11 protein-coding genes are annotated in these 15,068 nt (G+C 74.5%); 9 read left to right on the forward strand and 2 right to left on the reverse strand.

Annotation, left to right across the window (positions count from 1 at the left end; all coding sequences use genetic code 11):
• Positions 1 to 47 precede the first annotated feature (47 nt).
• From ACFWVC_RS08865 to ACFWVC_RS08890, 6 genes are all read left to right on the forward strand, one after another.
• Positions 48 to 1,367 carry a hypothetical protein gene (locus tag ACFWVC_RS08865; RefSeq protein ID WP_384280622.1) on the forward strand — a complete coding sequence of 440 codons (1,320 nt, stop codon included), beginning with the start codon at positions 48 to 50 and terminating at the stop codon, positions 1,365 to 1,367.
• Complete coding sequence (locus tag ACFWVC_RS08870; RefSeq protein WP_384280625.1) at positions 1,364 to 3,178, forward strand: APC family permease; 1,815 nt, start codon at positions 1,364 to 1,366, stop codon at positions 3,176 to 3,178. Before ACFWVC_RS08865 ends, ACFWVC_RS08870 begins: the two co-directional genes overlap by 4 nt.
• Positions 3,179 to 3,621: 443 nt before the next feature.
• Complete coding sequence (locus tag ACFWVC_RS08875; protein WP_384280628.1) at positions 3,622 to 4,344, forward strand: response regulator transcription factor; 723 nt, start codon at positions 3,622 to 3,624, stop codon at positions 4,342 to 4,344.
• The gene (locus tag ACFWVC_RS08880; protein ID WP_384280634.1) at positions 4,341 to 5,846 is read left to right on the forward strand and encodes a sensor histidine kinase; all 1,506 of its coding nucleotides are present in this window, start codon (positions 4,341 to 4,343) and stop codon (positions 5,844 to 5,846) included. Before ACFWVC_RS08875 ends, ACFWVC_RS08880 begins: the two co-directional genes overlap by 4 nt.
• Before the next feature lie 52 nt (positions 5,847 to 5,898).
• Positions 5,899 to 6,282 (forward strand): hypothetical protein, encoded by a 384-nt coding sequence (locus tag ACFWVC_RS08885; RefSeq protein WP_384280639.1) that lies wholly within the window; start codon positions 5,899 to 5,901, stop codon positions 6,280 to 6,282.
• Entirely contained in the window at positions 6,279 to 6,491 is a 213-nt protein-coding gene (locus tag ACFWVC_RS08890; protein ID WP_384280645.1) for a hypothetical protein, read from the forward strand. The genes ACFWVC_RS08885 and ACFWVC_RS08890 overlap by 4 nt, the downstream gene beginning before the upstream one ends.
• Here the strand turns inward: ACFWVC_RS08890 and ACFWVC_RS08895 are convergent, their stop codons facing one another.
• Positions 6,492 to 7,436: a ribose-phosphate diphosphokinase gene (locus tag ACFWVC_RS08895; protein WP_384280648.1), complete on the reverse strand. Its 945-nt coding sequence runs from the start codon at positions 7,434 to 7,436 to the stop codon at positions 6,492 to 6,494.
• A gap of 70 nt (positions 7,437 to 7,506) precedes the next feature.
• Complete coding sequence (locus ACFWVC_RS08900; protein WP_384280650.1) at positions 7,507 to 9,024, reverse strand: hypothetical protein; 1,518 nt, start codon at positions 9,022 to 9,024, stop codon at positions 7,507 to 7,509.
• 208 nt (positions 9,025 to 9,232) lie between these two features.
• On the opposite strand from ACFWVC_RS08900, the gene cbiE reads away from it, so the two are divergent.
• The 3 genes from cbiE (at position 9,233) to ACFWVC_RS08915 (ending at position 14,787) form a co-directional block, all read left to right on the forward strand.
• Entirely contained in the window at positions 9,233 to 10,471 is a 1,239-nt protein-coding gene (gene cbiE, locus ACFWVC_RS08905) for a precorrin-6y C5,15-methyltransferase (decarboxylating) subunit CbiE (protein WP_384280653.1), read from the forward strand.
• Positions 10,468 to 11,238: a precorrin-4 C(11)-methyltransferase gene (gene cobM / locus ACFWVC_RS08910; protein WP_384280656.1), complete on the forward strand. Its 771-nt coding sequence runs from the start codon at positions 10,468 to 10,470 to the stop codon at positions 11,236 to 11,238. Before cbiE ends, cobM begins: the two co-directional genes overlap by 4 nt.
• 198 nt (positions 11,239 to 11,436) lie before the next feature.
• The gene (locus tag ACFWVC_RS08915) at positions 11,437 to 14,787 is read left to right on the forward strand and encodes a S8 family peptidase (protein WP_384280660.1); all 3,351 of its coding nucleotides are present in this window, start codon (positions 11,437 to 11,439) and stop codon (positions 14,785 to 14,787) included.
• Positions 14,788 to 15,068: the final 281 nt, after the last annotated feature.

Consider the following 15,068-nt stretch of genomic DNA (forward strand, 5'->3'; position numbering starts at 1 on the left):
ACGGATTAAATGACCGTGTCGCGTGGTCAGGGAGAGGCGGCGGTGACATGGCGGGCACGGGTCCCGAGGGCGGTGATCTCGCCGAGCTGCGCGCCCGGCTGGCCGCGCTGGAGGCACGTGAGGGGATGACCGCGGACGCGGCGCCGCCCACCGGGCACCCCCGCTCCGGCCCCCGCCCCCGGCATCCGGTCAGGGCCTTCTTCTCCGCGCTGCTGATCGTCCTCGCCTGCGTTCTCGTACCGCTCAGCGCGCTGGCCGTCTGGGTGAACTCCCAGATCGGCGACACCGACCGCTACGTCGCCACCGTGGCGCCGCTCGCCTCCGACCGCGACGTCCAGGACGCGGCCGCCGACCGCATCACCGGTGCCGTCATGCAGCACGTCGGCGTGGCGTCGCTGCTCGACGAGGTCGCCCCCGCCGACCGCCCCCGGCTGGACACCCTCCTGAGCCGGCTGGCCGGTCCGCTGACCAGCGGCCTGCGGAGCCTGGTGCACTCCACGGCGGAACGGGTCGTGCGCAGCGAGGCCTTCCGGAAGGTGTGGGTGGAAGCCAACCGCCGCATCCACGCCACCGTCGACAAGGCGCTCACCGGCCAGGGCGGCGGCGCGGTGCGGCTCACCAACGACACCGTCGCCATCGATCTGGCCCCGGTCATCGACCAGGTCAAGCAGCGGCTGGTCGGCGCGGGCCTCACCGTCGCCGGGAAGATCCCGCAGATCCACACCGACTTCACCGTCGTGCGCTCCGAAAAGGTCGGGAAGATCCGGACCGCCTTCCGGCTGCTCCAACTCGTCGGTTTCTGGCTGCCGATCCTCACGGTCGTCCTGGCCGCGGTGGGCGTGCTGCTCGCCGCGCGCCGCCGCCGGTCCCTGGTCGCCGCGGCACTCGGTTTCGCCGGGGCCGCCCTGGTGCTCGGCCTGGCCCTGACCGTGTTCCGGTCGCTGTATCTGGACGCGCTGCCCGCGAGCGTGTCCCAGCCCGCGGCCGCGACCGTCTACGACACCCTGATCCGCTTCCTGCGCGGGACGGTCCGCGCGGTGATCGTGCTGGGTGTCGTGGTGGCGCTCGGGGCGTGGCTCAGCGGCCCGGGGCGGTACGCCGTCCGCGTGCGCGGGGTGTGGGAGTCCGTGCTCGGCGCCGCGGGTGACGCCGCGGAGGGGCTGGGGATGCGGACCGGACCCGTCGGCCCGTGGCTGGTCCGGCACAAGGTCGCGGTGGCCTGGGTCGTGGTCGTGGCGGCGGGCCTCGTCCTGGCCTTCTGGTCGTACCCGACGGGCTGGGTGGTCGTCGGGCTCGCGCTCGCCGTCCTCCTGGTGCTGGCCGCCGTCGAGTTCCTGGCCCGCCCGGCCCGTCCGGCCCGGCCATGACCTTCGGACTGGCACGCCGTCAGGTACGGCCCAGGGTTCCGCTGCAGCACGGCGAGGGCGACAAGTCGCGGCTGACCAGCCTGCAGGGGCTGGCGGCGCTGTCGCTGGACGCGCTCAGCTCGGTGGCGTACGGACCCGAGTCCATCGTCGTCGTCCTCGTCGCGGCCGGGACGTCGGCGCTGTGGGCGACGCTGCCGGTCATGCTGGTGATCGCGGCGCTGCTGGTCGTGCTGGTGATCTCCTACGGGCAGGTCATCGCCGTCCACCCGGACGGCGGCGGGTCCTACGCGGTGGCCAAGAAGGACCTCGGCGTGCGGGTGAGCCTGCTGGCGGCGGCCAGCCTGGTCGTGGACTACGTGCTGACCGTCGCCGTCAGCCTGGCGGCGGGCGCGGCCAGCCTCGCGTCCGCCTTCCCGTCCCTGACGCCGTATCTGCTGGAGATCTGCCTCGGCGGCCTCGGCCTGATCACGCTGGTGAACCTGCGGGGCGTCGCGGACAGCGCGCGGGTGCTGATGCTGCCCGCGGTGCTGTTCGTCCTCAGCATCGGCGCGGTCGTGGTCGTGGGCATGCTGCGGGCCCATCCGGTGGCGGTCGTCGGCGCCGCGCAGCCCGTGCACGCCACCGAGGCGCTGAGCGTGCTGCTGCTCCTGAAGGCCTTCTCCTCCGGCTGCTCCGCGCTCACCGGTGTGGAGGCCATCGCCAACGCCGTACCGTCCTTCCGGCCGCCCAAGGTCCGCCGTGCCCAGCGGACCGAGCTGATGCTCGGCGCGCTGCTGGCGCTGATGCTGATCGGGCTCGGCTTCCTGATCCGGCGCGACGAGGTGGCGCCGCGCGGCGGGGTGACGATCCTCGCGCAGCTCACCGCCGGCTCCTTCGGGGACGGCTGGCCCTACTACGCGACGAACCTGATCGTGACGGTCGTGCTGGGCCTCGCCGCGAACACCAGCTTCGGCGGGCTGCCGGTGCTGATGAGCCTGCTGGCCCGCGACGACCGGCTGCCGCACGTCTTCGGGCTGCGCGCCGAACGGCCGGTCTACCGGTACGGGGTGGCGGCCCTCGGGCTGGTGGCGGCGGTCCTGCTGATCGTCGTGGACGCCGACACCCAGCGGCTCATCCCGCTGTACGCGATCGGGGTGTTCATCGGCTTCACCGTCAGCCAGACCGGGCTGGTGCGGCACTGGGCCGGGGCACGGCCACGCGGATGGCTGCGCAGGGCGATGCTGAACGGCGTGGGCGCGGTGCTGACCGCGCTCGCCGGAGTGATCCTCCTGACCAGCAAGTTCCTGGAGGGTGCCTGGGTGGTCGTCATCGCGGTGCCGCTGCTGATGCTGCTGTTCGCCCGCATCGAGCACTACTACATGCGGGTCCGCGAGGAGCTGCTGCCCGGGGTCGTCCCCGATCCCCCGCGGCGCACCAACAGCCTGGTGATCGTGCCGCTGGGCGAGGTGAGCCGGCTCGCTCAGCACGCCCTGACCGCGGCCATGGCGCTCGGCGACGAGGTCGTGGCCGTCGCCGTCTACAGCGACCCGGAGAAGAGCCGCCGCCTGATGGAGAACTGGGAGCGCTGGCACCCCGGGGTGCGCCTGGACGTCATCGAGAGCCCGCACCGCTCACTGGTGCAGCCGATCCTCGCCTACGTCAAGCGCGCCGCCCTCGGCGGACGGCAGATCGCCGTGCTCATCCCGGAGGTCGAGCCCCGGCACCGCCGCTACCGCATCCTGCAGAACCAGCGCGGCATCCTGCTCGCCACCATCCTGCGGGCCCGCACCGACGTGGTGGTCTGCCTGATTCCGTACCGCCTCGACATCTGACGGCGGTACGGCCCCCCGGCGGGGCAGGCCGTGAGGGACGTGGCGCGTCGCCCCGCTTCGCGGCAGGCCGGTCAACGCCCCGTAGGCCGGCGCTGTGGTGCCGCCGGTGGCCGTGCGGGGTGGCCTCGTCGACCCGGTACGGGTCCATGGCCCGGGCCGTCGCGATGCGGTGGAAGGCGTGGGTGGTGTCGTCGCGCCGTCCGTCACCGCGGTGACGATGACCGCGGACAGGTCCGGGTGGGGCGAGGGAGATGTGGGTGGCGCGGAGGCGGTGGCCCGTCCGTGCGGGGGACATGCCGTCGCGCTCGTGCAGCCCACGAGGGGCGGCCGCAAGGCCTGCCACCGTCGCGGCGCGCATGATCGCCCACGGACCCTCGTGCCGCACCGCGTCCCGCGTACCGGGCGGGGACCGGGATCAGAGCGTTGCCCTTAACATCACCGCCGTGAGAACCGATGCGCACACCGGCGGCCGCGTGCTGGTCGCCGACGACGACGCCGCCATACGCAGGTCCCTGGAACGGGGACTGCGGCTGGGCGGCTTCTCGGTGGCCCTGGCCGACGGCGGGCACGCCGCGCTGGGCGCCGTGCGCGAGGGCGCGCCGGACGTGGTCGTCCTCGACATCTCCATGCCGGACCTCAGCGGGATCGAGGTCTGCCGGACCCTGCGCGCGCAGGGCAACGACGTTCCGGTGCTGATGCTCTCCGCCCTCGACGAACTCGCCGACCGCGTCGCCGGTCTCCAGGCGGGCGGCGACGACTACCTGGTCAAGCCCTTCGCCCTGGAGGAACTGGTGCTGCGGCTGCACGCCCTGCTGCGCCGCCGGCCCCCCGCGCCCTCCGACCTGGTACGGGCGGGCGGCCTGCTCGTCGACCCGGCGACCCGGCAGGCCCGCCTGGACGGGGAACCGCTGGCGCTCACCCGCCGGGAGTTCGAACTGCTGGAGGTCCTGGCCCGCAACGCGGGGCTGGTGATGACGCGTGACCAACTGCTGGACCGGGTGTGGGGCTACGACTTCGACGTGCGCACCGACGCCGTCGACACCTTCGTCAGCTACCTGCGGCGCAAGCTGGAGGCCGGCGGCCGCCCGCGCATCCTCCACACGGTGCGGGGCGTGGGTTTCGTCCTGCGTGACGACCGCGAGGGCCGCGAAGGCGACAGGTCATGAGGCTGTCGACGCGGGTCGCGCTCGCCGTGGTGGCCGTGGTGCCGCTGCTCGTACTCGCCTCCGGCGCGCTGCTGATCCGGCTGGTCGCGGCGGATCTGCACGCCCAGCAGGACGCGCACCTGCGGGAGCGGGCCGCGGCGGTCGCGCCGGACGCCCGGGCCCTGCTGCGGGTCACCGCGGCCGACCGCCCGGCGGCGGAACAGGCGCGCAGCCGGAAGCTGTTCGCCTCGGCGCTCGACGTGGGCATCCGGCTCGTCGGCCCGGACGGCACCGTCGAGGGCGGCCCGCTGCCCGCCGCGTCGGTGGCGCTGCCCGCCGCCGCGCCCCGCCCCGTCACGGCCGGCGCCGGGGGCACCCGCTGGCGCGTGCTGTCGCAGCCGGTCGCCGGCCCGCGCAAGGGGGTCCGCGGCACGCTGTGGGTCTTCTCGCCGGACGCGGCGACCGAGGCGCAGTTGCGGCGGGTGCGGCTGCGCGTGCTGACCGTGGCCCTGCTCGCCGCACCCCTGTCCGGGCTGCTGGCCTGGGCCGCGGCCGGCCGCGCCGTACGACCGCTGCGCCGCCTCCAGCAGCGCGCGGGCGGTCTCGACCCGCGGGTCAGCGCGGTCCGTCTGGAGCACACCCCGACCCGGCTCGCCGAGGTCGACGACCTGGCGCGCACCCTGCAGACCGTGCTGTCCCGTTACGACGAGCAGGCCGCGCGCACCGGCGAAGCCCTCGCCACCGCCCGCTCGTTCGCGGCCACCGCCTCCCACGAGCTGCGCAACCCGCTGATGAGCATCGGCACCAATCTCGACATCCTGGCCCGGTACCCCGACCTGCCCGGCGACGACCGCGCCGAGGTGCTGGAGGACCTGCGCGCCGAACACGCCCGTGTGCTCGGCCTGCTGGTGATGCTGCGCGCCCTGGCCCAGGGCGACCTGGTCGAGGAGGACACCTTCGTCCCGGTCGACGCGGGCGAACTCGTGGACGCCGCGGCCGCGGACCTGCGCCGCCGCCACCCCGGCGCCCGGGTGACCGTCAGCACCGCCCCGGGGCTGCTCGTGCGCGGCTGGGAGCAGGGGCTGCGCTCCATGACCGACAACCTGCTGACCAACGCGCTCGTCCACGGCAGCCCCGCGAGCGGCCCGCCCGCCGTCGAGGTCGTCCTGCGGCGCAGCGGCGACGAGCGGGCCCCGGCCGTCGTCCTGACCGTCGACGACCACGGTCCCGGCGTCCCGCCCGAGGCCCGCGCGGCGGTCTTCGAACGCTTCCACCACCGCCCCGGCAGCCCCGGCTCCGGGCTCGGACTCACCCTGGTCGCCCAGCAGATCGCCCTGCACCGCGGCACGGTCGCGGTCGGGGACCGCCCCGGCGGCGGGCCGGGCGCGCGCTTCGAGATACGGCTGCCGCTCAGCGGCGTGCGCGGCGGCGAGCCGACGCCGACGCTGCCGCTGCTGCGCCGCGACTGGCTGTCGGCGCAGCGGCGTCAGGAGCCACAGGGTTTCCACAAAGACGCTCCCTAACTTCCGGTGCGAGGGGCGTGCTCCGCGCCCCCGCGACCCGAAGGAGGACGCCATGCGACGCCGTACCACCGCCGTGGCCCTGGCCACCGTCGTCACCGTGCTGGGGCTCGCGGCCCCGGCGGGCGCCGCCACCGCCGCACCGGCCCCGAAGGGCGACGGCGCCAAGGCCCTGTGCAAGCGCGCCGACCGGATCGACGCGCGCATCGACCGGGCGCTGAAGCGACTGGACGGCCCGGTGACGCGGCGCGGTTCGATCAAGCGCCTGCAGCAGCGGGTGGCGGCCGCCAAGGCGGCCGGCCACACGGAGATCGAGACCTACCTCAACGACCGGCTGACCTTCCGCACGTCCCTGGTGCCGACGCTTCAGCAGCGGAAGACGGACCTCGGCAAGGTCCAGGACTGGTGCGCCGCCCACAACGACGGCGCCGCCTCGTGATCCGCCGCCGCGCTGCCGTCCTGGCCGTCGCCGCCGCGGCCTGTGCCGCCCTGCTGACCGCCTGCGGGCCTTCCGACAGCGCGGCGCCCGCCCCGTCCGGCGGTCCCGCCTCCGTCGCCCCGGTCCCCTCCGACCTCACGCGGATCGTGGACGACGCCGAGAGCGCGGCGTCCCAGGCGGACTCCGACGCGGCACGCGGGGACGGCTGATCAGGCCGGGTCGAACAGGGCGCTCACCGATTCGCCGTTGTGGATCCGGCGCACGGCCTCGGCCAGCGCGGGCGCCACGGACAGCACCGTCAGCTTGTCCGTGCGTTCCGCATCCGGGACGGGCACGGTGTCGGTGCACACGATCTCCAGCACCTCGGGCTCATCCGACAGGCGCTTGAGGGCGCCCGCGGCGAACAGTCCGTGCGTGCAGGCGACGCGGACCGACCGGGCGCCCAGTTCCCGCAGCCGCTCCAGGAGTTCCAGGACCGTGCTGCCCTTGGCGATCTCGTCGTCCAGCACGATCACGTCCCGCCCGGCGATCTCGCCGATCACGGAAGTGATGCTGACCCGGTCGTCGGCGAAGCGCTGCTTGGCCCCCGCCGCGACCGGCACGCCCAGCATCCGGGCGAAGGCGGCCGCCTCCTTGGCGTTGCCCAGGTCAGGGGAGACGACCGTGGCGCGGGACAGGTCGTGGCCGCGGAAGTGCGCCGCCAGCTCGCGCAGCGCGTGCAGGTGATCGACGGGGACACTGAAGAAGCCGTGCACCTGCGGGGAGTGCAGCGTCATGGTGAGCACGCGGCTCGCGCCCGCCGCCACCAGCAGGTCGGCGACCAGACGCCCCCCGATGGAGATCCGGGGGGCGTCCTTCTTGTCGGAGCGCGCATAGGCGTAGTGCGGCATCACGACGGTGATCCGGCCCGCCGACGCCCCCCGCGCGGCGTCGCACATCAGCAACAGCTCCACCAGGTGCTCCTGGACGGGCGCCACCAGCGGCTGGATCAGGAAGACGTCGCGCTCGCGGCAGTTCGCCTGCAACTGCACTTCCAGGCAGTCGTTGGCGAAGCGGCTGACCCGCGCCGGGCTGAGTTTCACCCCCAGGTGGGCGCAGAGCTCGGCCGCGAGGTGGGGATGGGCACTGCCGCTGAAAACCGCGATGTCGCGCACCCTGCGCATCCTACGGGCGCTCCCCGCCGGGCCCGCGCCGGGCGGCGTCCCGGTCCGGGGCGAACGTCGGTCATGCGCGGCGCCGGATCAGCCGCAGCCATCGACGCGCCGGAGGGCTCGGCTCCTCGACCGGAGCGGAGTCGTTCCGGCGCACGGGGGCGGGGGGCGGAGGGCGGTCGATGCCGACGTGGAAGGCCAGGGTCCGGCGCGTGGTGTCGTCGAAGGCGCCTGTCGCGACCCCTTTTTGGATCCGCCGGCGCTGCGTGTCCGACAGGTTCGCCCAGGTGGTGGCCGATTTGGTGGTGAGCCAGTTGCGGATGCCCACGAGCCCCAGGGACGCCAGCCGGGGATCGTCGTCCGCTGCGGCGCGGAGGTCGGCTTCCACGCGGTCCCAGCTGCCACGGCCCCGGTCCACCCGCCACGCGGCGCGGCGGCTCCAGGGCTGGTCGGATGCCCACGCGGCGTCCGTGGTGGCCTGGGAGGTGCCCAGAGGCACGAGGGCCGACGCGGTGGCGAGGCTCACACGAGGACCGGGGTCGAGCAGCATCGGCTCGAGGAGGGCAAGGGCCTCGCCCCGGGCCGCGTATGTGCCGACTCCGATCACCGCGGCCGCGCGGACGCGGACGCTCCGGTGGTGCAGGAACGCGGTGAAGGCCGCGAGGTCCCCGTCGCCGCCCACCTCGGCAAGACCGTGGAGGCATGCGGCCAGGACATGTGCCGGTGCGGTGGGCATGCCGATCCGGCTGCGGTACCACTGCGCCGCGTCGATGCCCCTGCGGCGTGCGCGCCACCGCGCCTGCTCGCGTACGGCCGGCGACCGGTCGGCCATCAGCTGTACGAGGTCGTCGTCATCGAGGGCCTCGTCGGGGACGCGAGTGAGCGCCACGAGGCGCGCCACGACGCTCTTCGCGGTCAGGAGCGGCCTCAGCCCCGCGGGCTCCGTGACCTCCACGAGCCATTCGGCGCAGGTGGCACGGACCCACTGGTCCGGGTCCCGCCGCACGGCGGTCAGCAGCTGCTCCGAGGTGAGCAGCCCGCGTTCGTGGCCGAAGGCGAACGCCCACCGCCGCACATGGCGTTGACCGCTGGGCAGCAGCGACGAGACCAGCGCCACGGGGGAAAGCCGGTCGAGAAGGGTGTCGAGTACCCAGCCGAGGGCGGCCGGCGCATGGCGGCGCTCGCGGCCGGCCAGAAGGACGTCGAGGACGGCCTCCGCGTTGTGCGCGCCAAGCTTGGGAAGAAGTGCGCGCCGCGCCTCTTCGCGCACCTGGGGGACGTGGTCGAGCAAGCGCAGGGCGAGGGCGGTCGTGGCCGTCCGCCCGTCCCGCCGGGCGAGCATCCGTGTGGCCTGCTGGCGGACGCGCCCGTCCCTGCGCAAGCTGCTGACCACTTCCGTGACGCAGGCGGTCGGCGGGCTCAGGGGAGCCGAGGCGTAGGCGGTGGAGCGGACGGCATCGTCCAGCAGAAGCCACGACCTCCCGTCGAGAACTTCGAGCCGCTGCTCCGCGTCCGCCAGGGCGTCGGGTTCGCCGCCGGTCGCGGCCCGCATCAGCCCTGCCGCGAGATCTTGCGCCTCCGCCCATGTCATCACGGGCACAGCATCGTGCGGGACGGGTGCTGCCGTCACCTGGATTAGCCGGGGACCGCCGCGACCGACGCCCGGCCGCCGAGGCGCACGCTCGGGCCGTCGCAGGGGCCGGCGCCGTGATGCCCCCGGCCAGGGGGTCACCTGGGGTTTCGCGTAGGCTGCGGCTGCTGTGCCCGCCTGAATACGCCGACTTGCGAGGTGCCCCGTGATGGACGACGCGTCCGCTCCCGTGGCCGTCGTCGGGGTCGGGGCCGACGGCTGGGAGGGGCTGGCCGCGGCGTCGCGGGCGGTGCTCTCCGCGGCCGAGGTCGTGATCGGCGGGCCGCGCCAGCTCGGGCTGCTGCCGCGGGAGGTCACGGGCGAGCGGGTCGCGTGGCCGTCGCCGCTGCGGCCGGCCGTGCCGGGGCTGATGGCCGCGCACGCGGGGCGCCGGATCGCGGTGCTGGCCAGCGGCGACCCCATGTTCCACGGGATCGGGCGCACGCTCACCGAGGTGCTGGGGGCCGGACGGCTCGATGTGCTGCCGCATCCGTCGTCGGTGGCGTACGCGTGCGCCCGGCTCGGCTGGGCGGTGGAGGACACCGAGGTCGTGAGCCTGGTGGGCCGCCCGCTCGCGGCGCTCGCGGCGGCCCTGTACGACGGGCGGCGTGTGCTGGCGCTCAGCGCGGGTGCCGGGACCCCGGCCGAGGTCGCCGGGCTGCTGCGGGAACGTGGCTTCGCCGGCAGCCGGATGCGGGTGCTGGAGCAACTGGGCTCGGGCCGCGAACGCGTCCTGGAGGGCACCGCGGCCGAGTGGCCGCACGCCCCCGGCGACCCGCTGAACGTCGTCGCCGTCGAGTGCGCCGCCGACCCCGGCGGGCGCCGGCTGGGCCTCGTGCCCGGCCTGCCGGACGACGCGTACGAGCACGACGGGCAGTTGACGAAGCGTCACATCCGGGCCGCGACCCTCGCCGCGCTCGCGCCCGCGCCCGGCGAGTTGCTGTGGGACGTCGGCGGCGGCTCGGGCTCGATCGCCGTCGAGTGGATGCGGGCCCACCGCTCCTGCCGGGCGGTCACGGTGGAGCGCGACGCCGTCCGCGCGGAGCGCATCACCCGCAACGCCACCGCGCTCGGCGTGCCCGCGCTGCGCGTGGTGACCGGACGCGCGCCGGATGCCCTGACCCGACTGCCGGTTCCCGACGCGGTGTTCGTCGGCGGCGGACTCACCGCGCCCGGCATGCTGGAGGCCTGCTGGGCGGCCCTGCGGCCGGGCGGCCGGCTGGTCGCCAATACCGTCACGCTGGAGTCCGAGGCCCTGCTCGCGCGGTGGTACGCCCGGCACGGCGGCGACCTCGTCCGCCTCGCCGTCGCCCACGCCGTGCCGGTCGGCGGCTTCACGGGCTGGCGGCAGGCCATGCCCGTCACCCAGTGGTCCGCCGTCAAGCCGGCAGGGGAGCAGCAGTCATGACCGTCCACTTCATCGGCGCCGGGCCGGGCGCCGCCGACCTCATCACCCTGCGCGGGCTGCGCGTGCTGGCCCGCAGCAAGGTGTGCCTGTACGCGGGCAGCCTCGTGCCGGCCGAACTGCTCGCCGATTGCCCGCCGGACGCCCGGCTGGTGGACACCGCGCAGCTCACCCTCGACCAGATCACGCAGGAGTTCGTCCGCGCCCACGAGCAGGGCCACGACGTGGCCCGCCTGCACTCGGGCGACCCGTCGGTCTTCAGCGCCGTCGCCGAGCAGATGCGCCGCCTGGACGCGGCCGGCATCCCCTACGAAGTCGTCCCCGGTGTGCCCGCGTTCGCGGCGGCCGCCGCCGCGCTCAAGCGGGAGCTGACGGTGCCGACCGTCGGCCAGACGGTGATCCTCACGCGGATCGCCCAGCAGGCCACGCCCATGCCGGAGGGCGAGGACCTGGCGACCCTCGGCCGCGGCGGCGCGCTGATCGTGCTGCACCTGGCGGCCCGCCACGTCGACCGGGTGGTCGCCGAACTCACCCCGAACTACGGCGCCGACTGCCCGGCGGCGGTCGTGGCGATGGCCTCGCGCCCCGACGAGCTGGTGCTGCGCGGGACGCTCGGCGACATCGCGGAGCGGGTGAAGGAGGCCGGGGTGACCCGCACGGCGGTGATCATCGTCGGGCGCACCCTGGGCGCGGAGCAGTTCCGCGACAGCCACCTGTACTCGGCGGAGCGCGTCCACCGGCACGCGGCGGACTGCGGCGACACGCTTTAAGGCCCGGCTCCTGGCACCGCCGCGAGGTGGGGACCGGAGAAACCGGCCGGGGGAAAACGGGAACCCGGCCGGCCGCATCGACAGGTAAGAGAGCGGACCGTGTCGACGCGGTCCTGCCCGTATCCCTCCCCCACGCGTTCCACGCCACCTCTTCCTCCGGCACCGGCGTTCCGCCGTGCCCGGAAAGAAAGGCATGCCTTGAAGCAGACAAGACGAGCGACGGCCACCGCCGTCGCGATCGTCACCACCGCTTTGCTCAGCGGTACGGCAGGTGTCGTCCAGGCCGCGCCGGCCGACACCGGATCCGGGTCCGGGTCCGGGCGCGGTGCCGCGGCCGACGGCCGGAGCAAGACGGTGACCCTCGTCACCGGCGACCGGGTGACGCTCGACGCTGCCGGACGGGTTGCCGGTGTGACCGCCGGCAAGGGCCGGGAACACACGCGATTCCGGATATCCCGGGCCGCTGACGGCCACACCCACGTGGTACCCGGTGACGCCGAGCGGCTGATCGCGGACGGTACCGCCGACCGGCGGCTGTTCGACGTGACGCGGTTGGTGAGCGAGGGCTACGACGACGCCTCGCGGCCGGATCTGCCGCTGATCGTCACCTATGCCAAGGGGCGTTCGGTCGCGGCGCGTGCGTTGTCCGAGTCCGGGGCCCGGGTCAGCCGGGACCTGCCCAGCGTCGACGGCGACGCGCTGCGGGCGCGCAAGTCGCAGGCCACGGCGCTGTGGCGGACGCTGACCGGCGGAGGTGCGGCCTCGCGTTCGGCGGCCGCCGGCTCGGCGGAGGTCGCGAGGATCTGGCTGGACGCCAAGGTGAAGGCGAGCGCGGACCCCGGCACCGGCACCGCGCAGATCGGCGCGCCCGAGGCGTGGGCGGCCGGCTACGACGGCAAGGGCGTCACCGTCGCCGTGCTGGACACCGGAGTGGACGCCACGCACCCGGACCTGAAGGACCGCGTCGGGGCGGAGAAGAACTTCTCCGAATCCCCCGACACGGTGGACCGCGTGGGGCACGGCACGCATGTGGCCTCGATCGTCGCGGGTTCCGGGGCGAAGTCGGACGGGAAGTTCCAGGGCGTCGCGCCCGGGGCCCGTCTGATCGTCGGCAAGGTGCTCGACGACTCCGGCACGGGCTACGACTCCGGCATCATCGCCGGCATGCAGTGGGCCGTCGCCCAGGGCGCGAAGGTGGTCAACCTCAGCCTCGGCGGCCAGGACAGCCCGGAGACCGACCCGATCGAGCAGGCCGTGAACGACCTGTCAGCGGATTCCGGGACCCTCTTCGTCGTCGCCGCGGGCAACGAAGGCCCTGGCGCGGGCACCATCGGCACCCCGGGCAGCGCCGCGGCCGCGCTGACCGTGGGGGCGGTGGACCGGACGGACGCCATCGCCGAGTTCTCCAGCCGCGGTCCCGCCGTCGACGGCTCGCTGAAGCCGGATCTGACCGCCCCCGGCGTGGACATCGTCGCCGCGAAGGCGGCCGAGGGTGTCGAGGGCGACCCCGCGGCCGACGGCTACGTCTCCATGAGCGGTACGTCGATGGCCACCCCGCATGTGGCGGGCGCCGCCGCGATCATCGCGCAGGAGCACCCGGACTGGACCGGTGAGCGGATCAAGGCGGCCCTCACCGGTTCCGCCGTGCCGGCCGCGGGTCTGTCCGCGTTCGCGCAGGGAACGGGCCGTACCGACGTCGCACGGGCGATCCGCCAGCAGGTGTCCGGCAGTCCCTCGCTGGGCTTCGGCACCGCCCAGTGGCCGCACGCCGACGACCGGCCGGTCACCAAGGAGATCACCTACCGCAACGACGGCGACCGGCCCGTCACCCTCGACCTGGCCGCCGAGGCGTTCGGCGAGGACGGAAAGCCCGCCGCCGAGGGCATGTTCGAGGTCACGCCCAAGCAGCTCACCGTCCCGGCGGGCGGCACCGCGACCGCCGCGGTGACCGCCGACACCCGCGCGGGCACCGCCGACGGCGCGTTCGGCGGCTCCGTGACCGCGACGGCCGGGGACATCAGCGTGCGCACCGCCATCGGCGTCGACCGCGAGGTCGAGTCGTACAACCTCACGGTCAGGCACCTCGATCTGCGCGGCAAGCCCACCGGCTGGTCCGAGACGGGCGTGTACGCCCTGGACGGCGACGTCTGGCAGGACTACTCCGACCCCACGGACGGGGAGTTCACGGTACGTCTGCCCAAGGGGCGTTACACCCTCGAGGGCCGCGTCTCCACCGGAACAGACCCGGACGACGGGAAGCTGGCCCTGCTGCTGCACCCGAAGTTCGCGCTGACCCGGGACACCACGCTGGTCATGGACGCCCGCAAGGCCGATCCCGTCAGGATCAGCGTGCCCGACAAGGCGGCCAGGAACACCGAGGCCACTCTCAACTTCGGCATCGACGACGACGGAGCGCGCTACACGGCGACGTATGTCATGAACGGCTTCGCCGACCTGCGCGTCGGGCAGTTCGGGGCCCGGCTGCCGGCACGCCAGGCGTTCGCGCAGTACGACGGGACCTGGACCCACGGCGCGGTGCACTACCGGCCCGCGTGGAACCGCACCGGCGACCTCTCAGGGTTCACCGCGAAGCTGCGGCGCCAGGACTTCGCAAAGCTCGACATCACGGTCGGCGAACCCGCCCCGGGCAAGACCGCGAACCTCAGTGCCGCGCCCCTGACGCCGGGCGGTTCCTGGTACGACTTCTCCCAGGAGCAGTACGTCCTGCCGCGCACGGTCACCGACTACGTCCTGCCGGGCGTGAAGTGGCGCTACGCCGTCGACCAGTACGGCGCTCCGGACGCCGACGGCGAGCCGGTGTGGGAGGGCCGCCAGACGGTCGAAGAGGCCAGGGCGTACACCGCGGGCAAGCGGTACACGCAGCGGTTCAACATCGGTGTCTTCGGACCGCACCTGTCCAGGACGGGCGAGGAGGCGTCGGGCGCGGTCCGACGCGGCGACAGCTTCGCGGCCTATGTGCCGCTCTTCTCCGACGGCGCCGGTCATGGGGGCGTCTCGGACTACTCCAAGGCGAAGAGCGCGCTCTACGCCGACGGCAAGGCGGTGTTCACCTCGGACACCCCGCTGAACGGCGACGATCACACCCTCCCGGCCGGGCGGCGGACCTACCGGCTGTTCACCGATGTCTCCCGCCCGGCGTCCCTCTCGGCGGTCAGCACCCGGGTGACCGCGGAGTGGACCTTCCGCTCCGGCCATGTGGCGGGGGACACCGCGAAGTGGCTGCCGCTGTCGGTGGTGCGCTTCTCGCCCAGGCTGGGGACGGCCAGTACGGCCAAGGCGGGTGCGGCCTTCACGGTTCCGTTCACCGTCGAGGGCGCGGCCACCGCGCGCACCGCCCGCAAACTGGCCTTCGCGGTCTCCTATGACGACGGCAGGACCTGGAGGCCGGCCAAGGTCGTCGACCGCGACCGCCTTGAACTGCGCCACCCCGCCCGGCCGGGCACCGTCTCGCTGCGCGTCACGCTCACCGACGCCGCAGGCAACACGGTGAAGCAGACGATCCATCGCGCCTACCGCACCACCAAGTAGGCACCCGCCCTACGCACCCGCCCCACGCGCGAGCCCCGGGCCGTCGGCCCGGGGCTCGCCGCTGCGCGGGGCGGCCGGACGCCCGTCGCGGGAGCACGTGATCCGCCCCACAGCCCGTTCTTTCGCGGGCCGTTCGCGATCCGGGGTGCGCGGACGGTGGGCCACCGCGAACCGGTGCCCCTGGTGCGGGCATTCGGTCCGGTCCCGGTGGTCCGGCCGGCGATCCGCGGCCGGGGCCGGCTCGTGGAGTGACGCGGATCACGGGAACTGCGCGCGGGCGG

The organism is Streptomyces sp. NPDC058691 (genome assembly GCF_042714775.1).
GTDB lineage: Bacteria > Actinomycetota > Actinomycetes > Streptomycetales > Streptomycetaceae > Actinacidiphila.